The 15,675-nt window shown below is 66.7% G+C and carries 12 protein-coding genes; 4 read left to right on the forward strand and 8 right to left on the reverse strand.

Annotation, left to right across the window (positions count from 1 at the left end; translation table 11 throughout):
- Positions 1–322: 322 nt before the first annotated feature.
- Positions 323–3,805, reverse strand: a complete 3,483-nt coding sequence (locus PSEMAI1_RS0120110; RefSeq protein ID WP_024304597.1) for an indolepyruvate ferredoxin oxidoreductase family protein — start codon at positions 3,803–3,805, stop codon at positions 323–325.
- Positions 3,806–4,133: 328 nt separating this feature from the next.
- Here PSEMAI1_RS0120110 and rarD point away from each other — a divergent pair, with 328 nt between their 5' ends.
- A complete protein-coding gene (rarD, locus tag PSEMAI1_RS0120115) occupies positions 4,134–5,039 on the forward strand; it encodes an EamA family transporter RarD (RefSeq protein ID WP_024304598.1) in 906 nt (301 codons plus the stop codon).
- Between the two features lie 168 nt (positions 5,040–5,207).
- On the opposite strand, the gene PSEMAI1_RS0120120 is transcribed toward rarD, so the two are convergent.
- Positions 5,208–5,999: an inositol monophosphatase family protein gene (locus PSEMAI1_RS0120120; RefSeq protein ID WP_029770864.1), complete on the reverse strand. Its 792-nt coding sequence runs from the start codon at positions 5,997–5,999 to the stop codon at positions 5,208–5,210.
- Between the two features lie 142 nt (positions 6,000–6,141).
- Here PSEMAI1_RS0120120 and PSEMAI1_RS0120125 point away from each other — a divergent pair, with 142 nt between their 5' ends.
- Positions 6,142–6,870, forward strand: a complete 729-nt coding sequence (locus PSEMAI1_RS0120125; RefSeq protein WP_024304600.1) for a 16S rRNA (uracil(1498)-N(3))-methyltransferase — start codon at positions 6,142–6,144, stop codon at positions 6,868–6,870.
- A gap of 71 nt (positions 6,871–6,941) precedes the next feature.
- On the opposite strand, the gene PSEMAI1_RS0120130 is transcribed toward PSEMAI1_RS0120125, so the two are convergent.
- The 6 genes from PSEMAI1_RS0120130 to PSEMAI1_RS0120155 all read right to left on the reverse strand — a co-directional run bounded on the left by PSEMAI1_RS0120130 (position 6,942) and on the right by PSEMAI1_RS0120155 (position 11,664).
- The gene (locus PSEMAI1_RS0120130) at positions 6,942–7,493 is read right to left on the reverse strand and encodes a hypothetical protein (RefSeq protein ID WP_024304601.1); all 552 of its coding nucleotides are present in this window, start codon (positions 7,491–7,493) and stop codon (positions 6,942–6,944) included.
- Between the two features lie 75 nt (positions 7,494–7,568).
- The gene (locus tag PSEMAI1_RS0120135; protein WP_024304602.1) at positions 7,569–8,423 is read right to left on the reverse strand and encodes a D-hexose-6-phosphate mutarotase; all 855 of its coding nucleotides are present in this window, start codon (positions 8,421–8,423) and stop codon (positions 7,569–7,571) included.
- A 96-nt stretch (positions 8,424–8,519) separates the two neighbouring features.
- The gene (locus tag PSEMAI1_RS0120140) at positions 8,520–9,287 is read right to left on the reverse strand and encodes an ABC transporter ATP-binding protein (protein WP_024304603.1); all 768 of its coding nucleotides are present in this window, start codon (positions 9,285–9,287) and stop codon (positions 8,520–8,522) included.
- 25 nt (positions 9,288–9,312) lie between these two features.
- Positions 9,313–10,035, reverse strand: coding sequence for an ABC transporter permease (locus PSEMAI1_RS0120145; protein ID WP_036986363.1), 723 nt, complete (start codon positions 10,033–10,035; stop codon positions 9,313–9,315).
- Positions 10,032–10,721, reverse strand: coding sequence for an ABC transporter permease (locus PSEMAI1_RS0120150; protein WP_024304605.1), 690 nt, complete (start codon positions 10,719–10,721; stop codon positions 10,032–10,034). Before PSEMAI1_RS0120150 ends, PSEMAI1_RS0120145 begins: the two co-directional genes overlap by 4 nt.
- Positions 10,722–10,893: 172 nt before the next feature.
- The gene (locus PSEMAI1_RS0120155; RefSeq protein ID WP_024304606.1) at positions 10,894–11,664 is read right to left on the reverse strand and encodes an ABC transporter substrate-binding protein; all 771 of its coding nucleotides are present in this window, start codon (positions 11,662–11,664) and stop codon (positions 10,894–10,896) included.
- 560 nt (positions 11,665–12,224) lie between these two features.
- Here PSEMAI1_RS0120155 and hutI point away from each other — a divergent pair.
- Together hutI and hutU are read left to right on the forward strand one after the other, a co-directional pair.
- Positions 12,225–13,463, forward strand: coding sequence for an imidazolonepropionase (gene hutI / locus PSEMAI1_RS0120160; RefSeq protein ID WP_024304607.1), 1,239 nt, complete (start codon positions 12,225–12,227; stop codon positions 13,461–13,463).
- 472 nt (positions 13,464–13,935) lie between these two features.
- Positions 13,936–15,609, forward strand: coding sequence for a urocanate hydratase (gene hutU / locus PSEMAI1_RS0120165; RefSeq protein WP_024304608.1), 1,674 nt, complete (start codon positions 13,936–13,938; stop codon positions 15,607–15,609).
- Positions 15,610–15,675 lie beyond the last annotated feature (66 nt).

Consider the following 15,675-nt stretch of genomic DNA (forward strand, 5'->3'; position numbering starts at 1 on the left):
GACAAAAGCGAGGGCCAGGATTATCTAGCAGGGTTATGCCGATGGCAATATGTGGTGGCAGGGCGCAGCGAAGGCGGCTCTGGATACTGTGTTATCCCGACGTTGGTGGGGGCAGGAGGTGTTGGGTCTTGAATAAATAGGAGTAAGGGAGGGAAAACAGCGCCCCCTGCAAGGGGGAACCGTCGGTAGCCTTTGGCAAGGGGGCAACGGCTTTTAGGGCAAGTAGAAGGTCCGATGCTTTCTTAATTGCTTGCCCGACTATCAGACGAAAAAAAGGCGCGGAACCGGTCCGCGCCCAACACTCCTCGAAGTACTCTTTGGCTCAGGCCGCTACCACGCCCTTGATCGCTTTCCCCTTGTCGGCGAAGGCTTCCAGCAGTTCCTGCTGTTTCTGCTGTGCGAACGCGTAGCTGCGGTCCTTGATCGGGCCGAAGCCGCGCACGCTTTCGGCCAGCTTGGCCAGTTCCACCGCGCTGGCGAGGTTGTCGGCCTTGAGCCCGGCGAGCAGGGTATCGACCAGGGTTTCGAACTCGCCGATGAGGCGGCGTTCGAGTTTCCGATCGGCCTGCCAGCCGAAGATGTCGAGCGGCGTGCCGCGCAGGAAGCGCAGCTTGGCCAGCACCTTCATCGCCGGCAGCATCCACGACCCGAAGCTGACCTTCTTCGCCTTGCCGCCGGTCATCCAGCTCGCACCGAGCTGGAAGTGCAGGGTGTAGTCGCCCTCGAAGGTGCCGTCCAGCGCGCGCAGGAATTCGCCGTCGGTGTAGAGCCGCGCCACTTCGTACTCGTCCTTGTAGGCCAGCACGTGGTAGTAGCTTCTCGCCACCGCCAGCGTCAGCGCCTGGCTGCCCGGCTTGACGCCGTCTTCAGCCGTCTTCACCCGCTGCACCAGCGCCTTGTAGCGTTCGGCCAGGCGCTCGTTCTGGTAGGCGGTGAGCAGCTTGGCGCGGTGGTGCAGCACGGCGTCCGCTGTTTCACGTGGAACGAACTGCACCACGGCGTTGGGGGTGACCAGCGCCTCGACGCGCGCCGGGTCGTGCGCGGCGTGGCGGCCCCAGAAGAAGGCCTGCTGGTTGAAGGTCACCGCCGCGCCGTTGAGGCGGATCGCCTCCATGATCGCTTCCTCGCTCACCGGTACCAGCCCCTTCTGCCAGGCGTAGCCCAGCATGAACATGTTGCTGGCGATGGCGTCGCCGAGCAGGGCGGTGGCGAGCCGCGTGGCGTTGACCTCGGAGTAATGGCCGGCGCCGACCGATTCGATGATGGCGTCCTTCATGCTGCGTGCCGGGAAGCGCTGGTCCGGGTTCTTCAGGAAGGCGCTGGTCGGCGATTCGAAGCTGTTGATCACGGCGTGGCTGAAGCCCTCGCGCATCTTGGCCAGCGCTTCCTCGGCGGCAGTGACCACCAGGTCGCAGCCCAACACCAGGTTGGCGTCGCCGGCGGCGATGCGTACCGCGTGCAGTTGCTCCCGCTTGTCGGCGATGCGCACGTGCGACCACACCGAGCCGCCCTTCTGGGCGAGGCCGGCCATGTCGAGCACGGTGACGCCCTTGCCGTCGAGGTAGGCCGCCATGCCCAGCACCTGGCCGATGGTGACCACGCCGGTGCCGCCGACGCCGGTGACCATGATGCCGTAGGGCTGGTGCGCCGCCGGTACCAGCGGTGCCGGCAACGGAGGCAGGCTCCCGAGATTGGCTGCCGCGGCCGCCGGCTTGTGCAGCTTGCCACCTTCGACGGTGACGAAGCTCGGGCAGAAGCCTTCCAGACAGGAGTAGTCCTTGTTGCAGCTACTCTGGTCGATCTTGCGCTTGCGGCCCAGCGGCGTTTCCACCGGCATCACCGACAGGCAGCCGGACTTCACGCTGCAGTCGCCGCAGCCTTCGCACACGCGCTCGTTGATGAACACGCGCTTGGCCGGGTCGGGGTAGTCGCCACGCTTGCGGCGGCGGCGCTTCTCGGCGGCGCAGGTCTGGTCGTGGATCAGGATGGTGGTGCCTTCGGTCTCGCGCAGTTCCTTCTGCAGGCGATCGAGCTCGCGGCGGTGGAACACCTCGACGCCGTCGGCCAGGCCTTTGACGTTCTGGTACTTCTCCGGCTCGTCGCTGGTGATGACGATGCGCTTGACGCCCTCGGCCGCCAGCTGGCGCGTGATCATCGGCACGTCGAGCGGGCCGTCGACGTGCTGGCCGCCGGTCATCGCCACCGCGTCGTTGTAGAGCAGCTTGTAGGTGATGTTGACCTTGGCGGCGATGGCGGCGCGGATCGCCAACAGGCCGGAGTGGTAGTAGGTGCCGTCGCCCAGGTTGGCGAACACGTGCTTGGTGCTGGTGAACGGTGCCTGGCCGAGCCAGGGCACGCCTTCGCCGCCCATCTGGCTGAAGGTCTTGGTGTGCGGTTCGATCCAGGTCGCCATGTAGTGGCAGCCGATGCCGGCCAGCGCGCGGCTGCCGTCGGGCACCTTGGTGCTGGTGTTGTGCGGGCAGCCGGAGCAGTAGTGCGGCACGCGCGGGATCGCCTCGCGCGGCTGCACCAGCTGCGCTTCCTTGTCGTCGTAGAACTTGAGGCGGTCGTGGATCACCGGGCTGTCGAAGATCAGCGCCAGGCGGCTGGCGATGGCGCGCGCGATCATCGCCGGGGTCAGTTCGCCCGCCGCCGGCAGCAGCCAGTCGCCGTGCGGCAGCGCCCATTCGCCTTTCTCGGCGAACTTGCCGACCACGCGCGGGCGCACGTCGTCGCGCCAGTTGTACAGCTGTTCCTTGAGCTGGTATTCGATGATCTGGCGTTTTTCCTCCACCACCAGGATCTCGTCCAGCCCCTCGGCGAAGTGGCGCACGCCTTCCGGCTCGAGCGGCCAGGTCATGCCGACCTTGAAGATCCTGAGGCCGATCTCGGCCGCCAGCGTCTCGTCGATGCCGAGGTCGTCGAGCGCCTGCATCACGTCGAGGTAGCTCTTGCCGGTGGTGATGATGCCGAGCCGCGGGTTGGGCGAATCGAGCACGATCTTGTTGAGGTGGTTGGCACGCGCGTAGGCCAGCGCCGCGTACAGGCGGTGGTGCAGCACGCGCTTTTCCTGGGCGAGAGGGGTGTCCGGCCAGCGGATGTTGAGGCCGTCCGGCGGCAGCGGGAAGTCGTCCGGGATCACCACGTTGACGCGCTCGGGCGAGACGTCGACGATGGCGGCGCTCTCGACGGTGTCGGTGATGGCCTTGATCGCCACCCAGCAGCCGGAGTAACGGCTCATCGCCCAGCCGTGCAGGCCGAAGTCGAGCACTTCCTGCACGCCGGAGGGGTTGAGCACCGGGATCATGCTGGCGGCGAGGATGTGGTCGGACTGGTGCGGGAAGGTGGAGGACTTGGCGGCATGGTCGTCGCCCGCCACCAAGAGCACCCCGCCGTGCGGGCTGGTGCCGGCCACGTTGCCGTGCTTGATGACGTCGCCGGAGCGGTCCACGCCCGGGCCCTTGCCGTACCACATGGCGTACACGCCGTCGTACTTGGCGCCCTCGAACAGGTTGACCTGCTGGGTGCCCCACACGGCGGTGGCGGCGAGGTCTTCGTTGATGCCGGGGTGGAACACCACGTTGTGTTCCTTGAGGTATTTCTCGGCTTTCTGCATCGACAGGTCGACGTTGCCCAGCGGCGAGCCGCGGTAGCCGGTGACGTAGCCGGCGGTGTTGAGGCCGGCGGCGCGGTCGCGCTCCTGTTGCAGCATCGGCAGACGCACCAGCGCCTGGATGCCGGTCATGAATACCTGCCCGGTGGGCGCGGTGTACTTTTCTTCCAGATCGACATGGCGGATCGACATGGGGTTCTCCTCCTGTGCTCGCTTGTGGCGTCAGCGGCAACCCGCCTTGTGGGCAGGTCTTCTCCTCTAGATTTAGTGCATTCGGGCCGCGTGGTAGTTTCAGCCGACTATAGGTAACGTTTACGTAAACGTCAAAGTTATTGACGGATTGTCGCCTTGCCGTTGCGTATGTGCCAGTGCAGCAACTGCTAACGCGGGTGACGATTGTTCGGCCACCTGAACAGACTTGTCAGCTGGCGCCGATTGAAGCCATGGCGGGCGGACGTTAGGCTAGGCGGATAAAAACGGCGTGCTGCGCCGATGACCCTCCCACATCGAGATGCTTTCCATGTCTTCATCCCATGAAACCGGGCGCGGCGTGCTGTTCGTGTTCGGCGCCTTCCTGATCTGGGGCTTGTTCCCGCTGTACTGGAAGCCCCTGCACGAGGTGCCGGCGCTGCAGATCCTGTGCCATCGCATCGCCTGGTCGGCGCTGTTCGTGGCGGCGCTGTTGCTGGTGCGCCGCCAGTGGGGCTGGCTGGCCGAGTTCGCGCGCGAGCCGAAAAAGCTCGGCGTGTTCGCGCTGTCCTCGGCGCTGTTGTCGACCAACTGGCTGATCTACATCTGGGCGGTGAACGCCGACCGCGTGCTGGACGCGAGCCTGGGCTACTTCATCAACCCGCTGGTCAACGTGCTGCTGGGGCGCTTGTTCCTCGGCGAGCGGCTGGCGCCGCCGCAGAAGGCGGCGGTGGGGCTCGCCGCGCTCGGCGTGCTGTGGCTGACCATCTTGGCCGGCACACCGCCGTGGGTGGCGCTGAGCCTGGGGCTGTCGTTCGGCTGCTACGGCCTGTTGCGCAAGAAGGCGCCGCTGGCCTCGCTGCCGGGGCTGGCGCTGGAAACCTTTTTGATGCTGCCCCTGGCGCTGGGCGCGCTGCTGTGGTTCGAGAGCCAGGGCCACGGCGCATTCGGCCACGGCGGGGGGCTGCGCGACGCGCTGCTGGCCGGGGCCGGCGTGGTGACGGCGATCCCGCTCTTGCTGTTCGCCGCCGGGGCGCGCCGGCTCAAGCTCGCGACGGTAGGGGTGATCCAGTACACCAGTCCGATCATGCAGCTCTTGCTAGGCGCCTGGCTGTTCAACGAGCCGTTCGGCGTGGGCCGTCTGGTCGGCTTCGGCTTCATCTGGGCCGGGCTCGCGCTGTATTCGGGCGCGGGGCTGCTGGATTACCTGAGGGAGCGCAGCGTGAAGCCCGCCTGATTGGGGCGGATGGATGCAAAAAAGGTTGGCTTCGGCCAACCTTTTTTTGTTTCTGAAACGTAGGATGGGTGGAGCGCAGCGTAACCCATCGCTTACCGTCGATGGGTTACGGCATGGAATGCCTCCTCCCATCCTACGTCTACGTCCCACGATGAATCGGGACGGGTTTTATTGGTTGGCGCGCACCCAGCGCAACCACTGCGTGAACAGCCCCGGGTCGAGCGCGGCGATGGCGGAGCGGCTCCACGGCTGGTCGGCCCAGTAGTCGTCGGTGTCCAGCGTGGCGGCTTGGCCGCCGGCTTCTTCCAGGATCACCACGCCGGCGGCGTAGTCCCACAGGCGCTGGCCGCCGTGCAGGTAGAGGTCGTAACGGCCGGCGGCGAGGAAGCACCAGTCCAGCGTCGAGGAGCCCATGTTGCGCTGGCTGCCGCACGGCGCCAGGCTGTTGAGGCGCGCCGCCAGCTTGCCCGAGCGCAGGTACTTGACCTCGACCCCGGCGATGGCGTCGCCCATGCAGTTGGGGATTTTCTTCAGCGGCAGCCGGATGCCGTTCATGAAGGCGCCGTGGCCGCGCCGGGCGTAGAACATCTCGTCGGACACCGGGTTGTAGATCACCCCGAGCTCGCTCTTGCCGTCGACCATCAGCGCCACCGAGATGGCGAAATACGGCAGGCCGTTGATGAAGTTGGTGGTGCCGTCGATCGGGTCGACCACCCACAGGCCGGCGCGGTTGGCCTGCCACAGCGCGTCCTGGGCGTCATGGTCCATTTCCTCGCCCAGCATCGGGTACGGCAGGATGGCGGGCAGCCGTTGGGCCAGCGCCTGCTGGCAGGCGAGATCGGCTTCGGTAAACAGCGTGCCGTCGCTCTTGCGGTTGGAGCCCACACGGAGGAAGCGCGGCATCACTTCGGTCTGGGCGACGTCGCGCAGCACACGTATTACCTGGTCGACCACCTGCATCCGATTCTCCTTCGATGAGCTGAGTTCTTGTCTGGCCTGGCCGCGCGCCGCCCGCGGGGTAACGCTGGCGACGGAAAGAGGGTATTGTTGCAACCGCAGCAAACAAAGCAAAATACCGGTATCGCCAAGGACTTTCAAGACAATGCCACGGTTTTTTATAGACGGGGATCTCGCCCCCGGTATGACCCTCGCCCTGCCCGACGGCGTGTTGCGCCACGTGCAGGTGCTGCGCCTCAACGCCGGCGACGCCATCACGCTGTTCAACGGCCGCGGCGGGGAATACCCGGCCACGCTCACCCAGGTGCAAAAGCGCGAGGCCGAATGCGTGCTGGGCGAGTTCGCCGACGTGTCGCGCGAGTCGCCGGTGTGGCTCGGGCTGGCGCAGGCCATTTCCGGCGGCGACAAGATGGAATTCACGCTGCAGAAGGGCGTGGAGATGGGGGTCAGCGTGTTCCAGCCGCTCGCCGCCGAGCGCTCGGTGGTGCGGCTCTCGGGCGAGCGCGCCGACAAGCGCGTGGCGCGCTGGCAGGAGATCGTGGTGGCGGCCTGCGAGCAGTGCGGCCGCAACAGCGTGCCCGAGGTGCGGCCGATCCTGACACTGGCCGAATGGCTGCGCGAGCTGCCGCCGGCCGACGCCCACCTGGTGCTGTCGCCGCTCGGCACGCAACGGCTGGCCGACATCGCCACGGCACCGGCCTCGGCCTGGCTGATGGCCGGGCCGGAGGGCGGGCTGTCGGCGCGCGAGGAGGGGGCGGCGATCGAGGCCGGCTGGACCCCGCTCAAGCTCGGGCCGCGCATCCTGCGTACCGAGACCGCGGCGCTGGCGGCGGTGGCGGCGATCCAGGCGGTGTGGGGCGACTACCGCGGCTGAGCGGAGCTTTCGCCTCTCCAAACAAAAAGGTTGGCTTCGGCCAACCTTTTTTGATTCCGGGGACGTCGTCCTCAGGCCGGCTTGTAGACCAGCTTGCCCTCGAACAACAGCTCGCTGTCGCTCAGGCACAGCTGGCCGGCCGGGGGCAGGGCGCGCTCGAACACGAAGCGGCGGCCGTCGACTTCCAGCCAAGCGCTGATCGGCGTGCCGTCGAACTGGCCCAGCACTTCGCTGGAACGGGTGATCTCGGCGTTGTTGGCCAGCCGGATGCCGGCGCGCGGCGCTTCTTCCGGCACCGACCAGTCTTCCTGCAGCTGCGGCTCGGGCAGGTTGCGCAGCGCCAGCTTCAGCCAGATGCGGAACAGCCACAGCGGCATGCGCACGCGGTGCACGCGCTTGTCGTCGCTGATCACGCAGGTGACCGGGAAGCGGCGGTGGCAATCGGGGCATTCCGCCTCGGCCGCCAGCACGATCTTGTCGTGCAGCAGGCGGGCCAGCCCCTCCATCTCGCGCGCCGTGACCATGCCGTGGCAGTGCGGGCAGGCCTTGGCGAAACGGCTGATGCGGTTGCCGTTGGGGAAGGTGAGGGGCAGGAAGCGGGAAATTTTCTGGGGCGTCGTCATGGGTCTCGAAATCAGGCTCGGCCGCCGTTACGGAGGCGGCGGCAGCCGATCATTATAGCGCGTGTCGGCGCGCTGTCAGGTGCTGGGCTGCGGCGTCAGGCGTGTGCCCAGGGTGTGGCTGGCTCCCGGCGCCAACAGCCGCGCGTCGCGGCCGGCGTTGGCGGTCTCGACGCAGACGAAGTGGCGGTAGCCGTCGTCCGGCAGATCGGTGAGCCGCGCCGACTTGGCGATCCACGGGTTCCACACGATGCTGCTGGCGGAGCCCGCGGCCTCGACGGTGACGCTGCGTTCCCAGGCGGCATCGCGCAGCGTGAGCGGGCCGGCGGGGTAGGCGATGCTGTCGATCTCGCGGTCGAAGCGCAGCGGCTCGGTGCCGAAGCGCGCCTCTTCCGCCTGCAGCTGGTCGTAGTACGGCGCGCCGGCGAGACCTTCCAGCGTGACGCGCCCGATGTCGCCCACCGCCAGGTAGCTGTGCAGCGCGGCCGACAGCGGCGTTGCGACGGAACCGGTGTTGCGCGTGGTCAGGCTGATCCCGACCGCGTCATCCAGCCGCAGGGCGAGGCTGGCTTCCAGTGCGCCGTGGCGCGGGCCGGCGAGGCGGATGTCGAAGCCGTCGGCGTCGCGCGTCACCTGCTGCAACTCCCACACTTGCTGGCGCGCCACGCCGTGGGCCGGGGCGCTGGCGTCGTCGGGATGGGCGCCGAACCACGGCCAGCACAGCGGCACCCCGCCGCGGATCGCCTTGCCGGGCTGGAACACGGCGGCGGGCGACAGGTAGAGCAGCGGCGTTTCGCCGTGGCGGGTGTAGTCGAGCAACTGGCCGCCCAGCAGCGACAGCCGGGCGCTGAAGCGCTCGTGTTCGAGCGTGAGCAGGGTGACGCCGGGAGCGAGTTCGCTCAGGGCGGCGCCTTCGGGCAGGGTGAGGGACATGGCGACTCCAGGGAAAACGGGCGGGTCTCGATGGTAGCGCACCGGCCGCGTAGCCGCAGTGCTACATCGCCCGCCCGCCTCCCTGGGCGCACGGATTTACTTCAGGCTGCCGGCGAGGAACTGCTGGAGGCGCTCGCTCTTGGGGTGGTTGAACACCTCGTCGGGATGCCCTTCCTCCTCCACCCGGCCCTGGTGCAGGAACATCACGTGGTTGGACACTTCGCGCGCGAAGCCCATCTCGTGCGTCACCACCAGCATGGTGCGGCCTTCCTCGGCCAGGGTCTGCATCACCTTGAGCACCTCGCCCACCAGTTCCGGGTCGAGCGCCGAGGTCGGCTCGTCGAACAGCATCACCTCGGGCTCCATCGCCAGCGCGCGGGCGATCGCCACGCGCTGCTGCTGGCCGCCGGACAGGTGCGAGGGGTACTTGCCCTCGACGCTCTCGGGCAGGCCAACCTTGGCCAGGTATTTGCGCGCCCGCGCCACCGCCTCGTCGCGGTTCACGCCCAGCACGTGCATCGGCGCCTCGATGATGTTCTCCAGCACCGTCATGTGCGCCCACAGGTTGAAGTGCTGGAACACCATGGCGAGCTTGGTGCGCATCTGCTGCAGCTGCTTGGCATCGCTCACGCGCAGCGCGCCGTGCTTGTCCTGTTCGGTGCGGATCGGCGCGTCGTTCAGCGTGATGCTGCCGGCGCAGGGCTGCTCGAGGAAGTTGATGCAGCGCAGGAAGGTGCTCTTGCCCGAGCCGCTCGAGCCGATGATGCTGATCACGTCACCGGCCTTGGCCTTGAGCGACACGCCCTTGAGCACTTCGTGGCTGCCGTATTTCTTGTGCAGGTCGTCGACCTTCAGTTTGTACATATCCCATGTCTCCCAATGCGGCGAATCAATGCGCCTGGGGCTTCAAAAAGGCGAGCCAGCGCAGCTCGCAGCGGCGGAACAGCCAGACCAGCGCGAACACGATCACGGCGTACAGCACGGCGGCGATGCCGAAGGCCTCGAACGAGGCGTAGGTGGCCGAGTTGACGTCGCGCGCCACCTTGAGGATGTCCGGCACCGTGGCAGTGAAGGCCAGCGTGGTGGAATGCAGCATCAGGATCACCTCGTTGCTGTAGTACGGCAGGGCGCGGCGCAGCATGGAGGGGATGATGATGCGGCGGTAGAGCGTGAAGCTCGACATGCCGTAGGCGCGTGCCGCCTCGATCTCGCCGTACGGCGTGGCGCGGATCGCGCCGGCGAAGATTTCCACGGTGTAGGCGCAGGTGTTGAGGCCGAACGCCAGCAGCGTGCAGTTGAGGCCCTCGCGGAAGAAGGTGTCGAGCAGGGGCTGGGCGCGCACCGCTTCCAGGCTGTAGATGCCGGTGTAGAACACCAGGAGCTGGATGTAGAGCGGCGTGCCGCGGAACACGTAGGTGTAGAACCATACCGGGCCGCGGATCAGCGGATTGGACGATACGCGCGCCACCGCCAGCGGCACCGACAGCACGAAGCCGATGCCGATGGATGCCACCAGCAGCCACAGCGTCATGGCCACGCCGGTCAGGCGGTAGCCGTCGCTCCACAGGTAAGCCTGGCCGTATTCGCTCAGGATGGAGAGGATCTCGTTCATAGGGCGGCCTTTCTGACGCCGACCGAATAGCGCCGCTCCAGCCAGAGCAGGACGCCGTTCGATACCGTGGTGATGGCGAGGTAGATCAGACCCCCCACCATGCAGAAGTAGAACAGCTGCATCGAGCTTTTGCCGGCGTCCTGGGTGGCCTTGACGACGTCGGACAGGCCGATGATCGACACCAGGGCGGTGGCCTTGATCATCACCTGCCAGTTGTTGCCGATGCCGGGCAGCGCGAAGCGCATCATCTGCGGGAACAGCACGCGGCGGAACACCTGCCACGGCTTCATGCCGTAGGCGGCGGCTGCCTCGATCTGGCCGCGCGGCACCGCCTGGAAGGCGCCGCGGAAGGTCTCGGTGAAATAGGCGCCGTAGATGAAGCCCAGCGTCACCACCCCGGCGAGGAAGGGGTCGATGTCGATCTGGTCGATCTGCAGCCACTCGGTGAACTCGTTGAGCAGCATCTGCAGGCTGTAGAACAGCAGCAGCATGATCACCAGGTCGGGCACGCTGCGGATCAGCGTGGTGTAGCCGGTGGCGAGGCCGCGCAGCACGCGGCTGCCGGACAGCTTGGAACTGGCGCCGACGAGCCCGATCAGCACCGAGGCCAGCATTGACAGCAGCGCCAGCTTGATCGTCATCCAGGTGCCGCTCGCGATCAGCGGGCCATAGCCTTGCAGCAGCATGGCTTACTCCTTGAAATGGGTCGGCGATGGCGCGGCTGCCGCCGCCCATCCGCCGTGGATTGCGTCACGCCGCCGGGTTCGACCGCGGGCAAGGACGGAATGGCGTCCCTGCCCGCGTCGATCGGCCCCGCCGTTGTGGGGCGGGGCGCGGCGGCAGCGGCTTGGCAGCCGCTCAGTGGTAGATGTCGAAGGAGAAATACTTCTTGGCCAGGCGCTGGAAGGTGCCGTCCTGGTGGATGGCGGCGAGCGCCTGGTTGATCTGCTGGCGCAGATCGGTGTCTTCCTTGCGCAGCCCGATCGCGGTGCCGGTGCCGAGGATCTTCACGTCGTTCACTTCCGGACCGGCGAAGGCGAAGCCGTTGCCGCGCGGCGTTCTCAGGAAGCCGATGTCGGCCTGTACCGCGTCCTGCAGCGAGGCGTCGAGGCGGCCCGATTGCAGGTCGGACAGCACCAGATCCTGGTTCTGGTACGGCACCACGTTCACGCCCTTGGGCTCCCAGTACACCTTGGCGTAGGCCTCCTGGGTCGAGCCCTGCTCGACGCCGACGCGCTTGCCGCGCAGCGACTCCGCCGTCGGCTGCAGCGGCGAGCCCTTCTTGGCGATCATGCGCACCGGCGAGTTGTACATCTTGTCGGAGAAGGCGATCTGCTCGGCGCGCTTCTCGGTGACCGACAGCGCCGACAGGATACCGTCGAACTTCTTGGCCTTGAGCGCCGGGATCATGCCGTCGAAGTCGTTCTCGACCCACACGCACTTGGCTTTCATTTTCTCGCAGATGGCGTTGCCCAGATCGATGTCGAAGCCGACCAGCTTGCCGTCGGCGGCTTTCGATTCGAACGGGGCGTAGCTGGCGTCGACGCCGAAGCGGATGACCTTCCAGTCCTTGGCGAAGGCGCTGCCGGCGGCCAGGGCGAGGCAAACGGTGAGGGCGAGTTTTTTCATGGGCTATGTCTCCGTAGATCAGATTGAGTGCAGCGGGCCAAGGCTTGCGGCCAGGGCAGGGAAATACCATCCGGGGCGGGTGCTCAGGGTGGCCATCCGACTGCCGCTCTGCGGCTGGCTTGATCAGATGTATAGACAAATCTAAGAGCGAAGCGGGGCGAGCGCAATCGCTTTTTGCGGTTTGGCCATGGCGTGGCGCAGGCAAAAAACCAATGATGGGGCGGCTTGGAGGGGATGGCCTACGGGGCCGTCATCTCCCTTTTCATGGTTTTTCGTGGAAGTAATTGTTATAAGTATCAATGGCTTGTGTTTTTCGTGCCACGGCATGCCGGAAGCGCTGCACTCCCCGCCAGGGACCGCCGCAGACAGCCGAGGCGGCGTTGTCGCGTATCTACGACACCTGCCGTCGTGCTTGCCGGGAGATTAACGAAAATATTGTATAGACATAATGGACCCGCTGCGTGGTGTGCCGGAGGAGGTGCCGCCGTCGCCCAGGCAGCAGGCTTGACAGCGCGCCGTGGTATGGTTGAATGTATATACAACTATCGGAGCCCTACGCCATGACCCGACACACCCTGACCGGCGACAGCCTGTGGATCAACGTCCGCCTGGCCACCCTCGACCCGCGCCATCCCGCCCCGTACGGTGCACTGCACGCGCACGCCCTGCTGGTGCGCGACGGCCATATCGCCGCCATCGTGCCGCAGGCCGAGATCGACTTCGCCGCCTTCACCGGCGAAGTGATCGACGGCGCGGGGCGCTGGATGACACCGGGGCTGATCGACTGCCACACCCATCTCGTCTACGGCGGCAACCGCGCCGCCGAGTGGGAAAAGCGCCTCACCGGCGTGCCCTACCAGCAGATCGCCGCCGAGGGCGGCGGCATCGTCTCGACGGTGCGCGCCACGCGCGCGCTGGATGAGGAAGGGCTGGCGGCGCTGAGCCTGCCGCGCCTCAAGGCGCTGATGAAAGAGGGGGTTACCACGGTCGAGATCAAGTCGGGCTACGGCCTGACGCTGGCGGACGAGCTCAAGCAATTGCGCGCCGCGCGCCGGCTGGCGGAGGCGCTGCCGGTGGAAGTGGCGCCGACCCTGCTGGCGGCGCACGCCGTGCCGCCGGAGTTCACCGGTGATGCCGACGGCTACATCGAGCACGTGGTGAACGTGATCCTGCCGGCAGCGGCCGAGGCCGGGCTGGCCGAGGCGGTCGACGTGTTCTGCGAGGGCGTCGGCTTCTCGCCAGTGCAGACCCGCCGCGTGTTCGAGGCCGCCCGGGCCCATGGCCTCAAGGTCAAGGGCCACGTCGAGCAGCTCTCCAACCTGCACGGCGCGGCGCTGGTGGCGGAATACCATGGCTTGTCCGCCGACCACATCGAATACCTCGACGATGCGGGGGTGGAAGTGCTCAAGGCCGCCGGCACCGTGGCGGTGCTGCTGCCCGGCGCCTACTACTTCCTGCGCGAAACCCAGAAACCGCCGGTGGACAAACTGCGCGCCGCCGGGGTGGCCATGGCGGTCTCCACCGACCTCAACCCCGGCACCAGCCCGTTCGCCTCGCTCAGGCTGTCGATGAACCAGGCCTGCGTGCTGTTCGGCCTGACCCCGGAAGAGGCGCTGGCAGGAGCTACCCGCCACGCCGCCCAGGCGCTGGGGCGCGGTGCCACGCACGGCCGCCTGGCCGAAGGCTGTGTCGCTGACCTGTTGCTGTGGGACATCGAGCATCCGGCCGAGATCGTCTACGGCCTTGGCACCAACCCGCTGACGCACCGCGTGTTCCGCGGCGTGATCCAGCACGAGTAGGGCGTACTCACGCCACATGCCTCAGGGCGTGTGTCCCGTCGGCAACAGCGGCGTGAGCGGCTGCCTGTCAGGGGATACACGCCCTGAACTTTTTTCGGCCCGATAGCTGGCGCCTTCTGCCGTGTTGAGCGCGCCGGCGGCGCGCCGCCATGTTGCATTCGACCCCCTCCGCGACGGCCACCATGGCCTCCCTGACCGAGCTGCAAGCCGCGCCACGCCTGGCTTTGCCGCCAGTGCGCCGGGGCGCTGTCGGGTTCCGGCAACAAATTTTGTCAAAATCGCGATTTTCTACTTGTATAGACAATACGAACTCGCTACACTGGGCTCACTTGTATAGACATCTGTCGACCGCAGGATGAACCGGGTGGAACGATACCGCCCGCCGACCCGAACAGGGGCCGGCTCCTGCGATGGGCAGCGACCTGTTTCATACCGCGCCTGCCGGAGCAGGCCATTAGGAGGAGTCCCCACCATGACCGACCCGCGCTTTGACGCTTCCCGTGTAATCCACGCCCCGCGTGGCTCTGACAAGACCTGCAAGAGCTGGCTCACCGAAGCCGCCTACCGCATGATCCAGAACAACCTCGACCCGGAAGTGGCCGAGCATCCGCAGAGCTTGGTGGTGTACGGTGGCATCGGCCGCGCCGCCCGCAACTGGGAGTGCTACGACAAGATTCTGGAAGTGCTGCAGCGTCTGGAAGACGACGAAACCCTGCTGGTGCAGTCCGGCAAGCCGGTGGGCGTGTTCAAGACCCACGCCGACGCTCCGCGCGTGCTGATCGCCAACTCCAACCTGGTGCCGCACTGGGCCAACTGGGACCACTTCAACGAGCTGGATAAGAAGGGTCTGATGATGTACGGCCAGATGACCGCCGGCTCGTGGATCTACATCGGCTCGCAGGGCATCGTGCAAGGCACCTACGAGACCTTCTTCGCGGTGGCCAAGCAGCACTTCGACAACAACCCGAAAGGCCGCTGGATTCTGACCGGCGGTCTGGGCGGCATGGGCGGTGCCCAGCCGCTGGCCGCCACCATGGCCGGCTTCAGCATGATCGCCGTCGAATGCGACGAGACCCGCATCGACTTCCGCCTCAAGACCCGCTACGTCGACCGCAAGGCCAAGACCCTGGACGAAGCGCTGGCCATCGTCGAAGACGCCAAGCAGTCCGGCAAGGCCGTGTCCGTGGGCCTGCTGGGCAACGCCGCCGACGTGTTCGCCGAGCTCGTCGCCCGTGGCATCACCCCGGACGTGGTGACCGACCAGACTTCCGCCCACGACCCGGTCAACGGCTACCTGCCGCAGGGCTGGACCATGGACCAGTGGCGTGCCGCGCGTCAGAACGACCCGCAGTCCATCGTGCTGCCGGCCAAGAAGTCCATGGCGGTGCAGGTACAGGCCATGCTGACGCTGCAAAGCCGTGGCGCCGCGACGCTCGACTACGGCAACAACATCCGCCAGATGGCGCTGGAAATGGGCGTCGAGAATGCTTTCGACTTCCCGGGCTTCGTGCCGGCCTACGTCCGTCCGCTGTTCTGCGAGGGTATCGGCCCGTTCCGCTGGGTGGCGCTGTCCGGCGATCCGGAAGACATCTACAAGACCGACCAGAAGGTCAAGGAACTGATCCCGGACGATCCGCACCTGCACAACTGGCTCGACATGGCCAAGGAGCGCATCAGCTTCCAGGGTCTGCCGGCGCGCATCTGCTGGGTCGGCCTGAAAGACCGCGCCCGCCTGGGCCTCGCCTTCAACGAAATGGTGAAGAACGGCGAACTCAAGGCGCCGATCGTGATCGGCCGCGACCACCTGGATTCCGGCTCCGTTGCCAGCCCGAACCGCGAAACCGAAAGCATGCTGGACGGGTCTGATGCCGTATCCGACTGGCCGCTGCTCAACGCGCTGCTGAACACCGCCGGCGGCGCCACCTGGGTGTCGCTGCACCACGGCGGCGGCGTGGGCATGGGCTTCAGCCAGCACTCCGGCGTGGTGATCGTGTGCGACGGCACCGACGAAGCCGCCAAGCGTGTCGGCCGCGTGCTGCGTAACGACCCGGGCACCGGCGTGATGCGCCACGCCGACGCCGGCTACGACATCGCCAAAACTTGTGCGAAAGAGCAAGGCCTGGATCTGCCGATGCTGAAGGACTAAGTCTACCTAGGGCCTGGCGCACCATACTAATACAACACCGTGCCAGGCCTGTTTGCCATGTCTCAA

Source organism: Pseudogulbenkiania sp. MAI-1, assembly GCF_000527175.1.
In the GTDB taxonomy this organism is placed as follows: Bacteria; Pseudomonadota; Gammaproteobacteria; order Burkholderiales; family Chromobacteriaceae; genus Pseudogulbenkiania.

Excerpts from the sequence above, each read along its gene's own strand:
- PSEMAI1_RS0120110 (WP_024304597.1), bottom strand. The coding sequence starts at position 3,805 with ATGTCGATCCGCCATGTCGATCTGGAAGAAAAGTACACCGCGCCCACC.
- rarD (WP_024304598.1), top strand. The coding sequence starts at position 4,134 with ATGTCTTCATCCCATGAAACCGGGCGCGGCGTGCTGTTCGTGTTCGGC.
- PSEMAI1_RS0120120 (WP_029770864.1), bottom strand. The coding sequence starts at position 5,999 with ATGCAGGTGGTCGACCAGGTAATACGTGTGCTGCGCGACGTCGCCCAG.
- PSEMAI1_RS0120125 (WP_024304600.1), top strand. The coding sequence starts at position 6,142 with ATGCCACGGTTTTTTATAGACGGGGATCTCGCCCCCGGTATGACCCTC.
- PSEMAI1_RS0120130 (WP_024304601.1), bottom strand. The coding sequence starts at position 7,493 with ATGACGACGCCCCAGAAAATTTCCCGCTTCCTGCCCCTCACCTTCCCC.
- PSEMAI1_RS0120135 (WP_024304602.1), bottom strand. The coding sequence starts at position 8,423 with ATGTCCCTCACCCTGCCCGAAGGCGCCGCCCTGAGCGAACTCGCTCCC.
- PSEMAI1_RS0120140 (WP_024304603.1), bottom strand. The coding sequence starts at position 9,287 with ATGTACAAACTGAAGGTCGACGACCTGCACAAGAAATACGGCAGCCAC.
- PSEMAI1_RS0120145 (WP_036986363.1), bottom strand. The coding sequence starts at position 10,035 with ATGAACGAGATCCTCTCCATCCTGAGCGAATACGGCCAGGCTTACCTG.
- PSEMAI1_RS0120150 (WP_024304605.1), bottom strand. The coding sequence starts at position 10,721 with ATGCTGCTGCAAGGCTATGGCCCGCTGATCGCGAGCGGCACCTGGATG.
- PSEMAI1_RS0120155 (WP_024304606.1), bottom strand. The coding sequence starts at position 11,664 with ATGAAAAAACTCGCCCTCACCGTTTGCCTCGCCCTGGCCGCCGGCAGC.
- hutI (WP_024304607.1), top strand. The coding sequence starts at position 12,225 with ATGACCCGACACACCCTGACCGGCGACAGCCTGTGGATCAACGTCCGC.
- hutU (WP_024304608.1), top strand. The coding sequence starts at position 13,936 with ATGACCGACCCGCGCTTTGACGCTTCCCGTGTAATCCACGCCCCGCGT.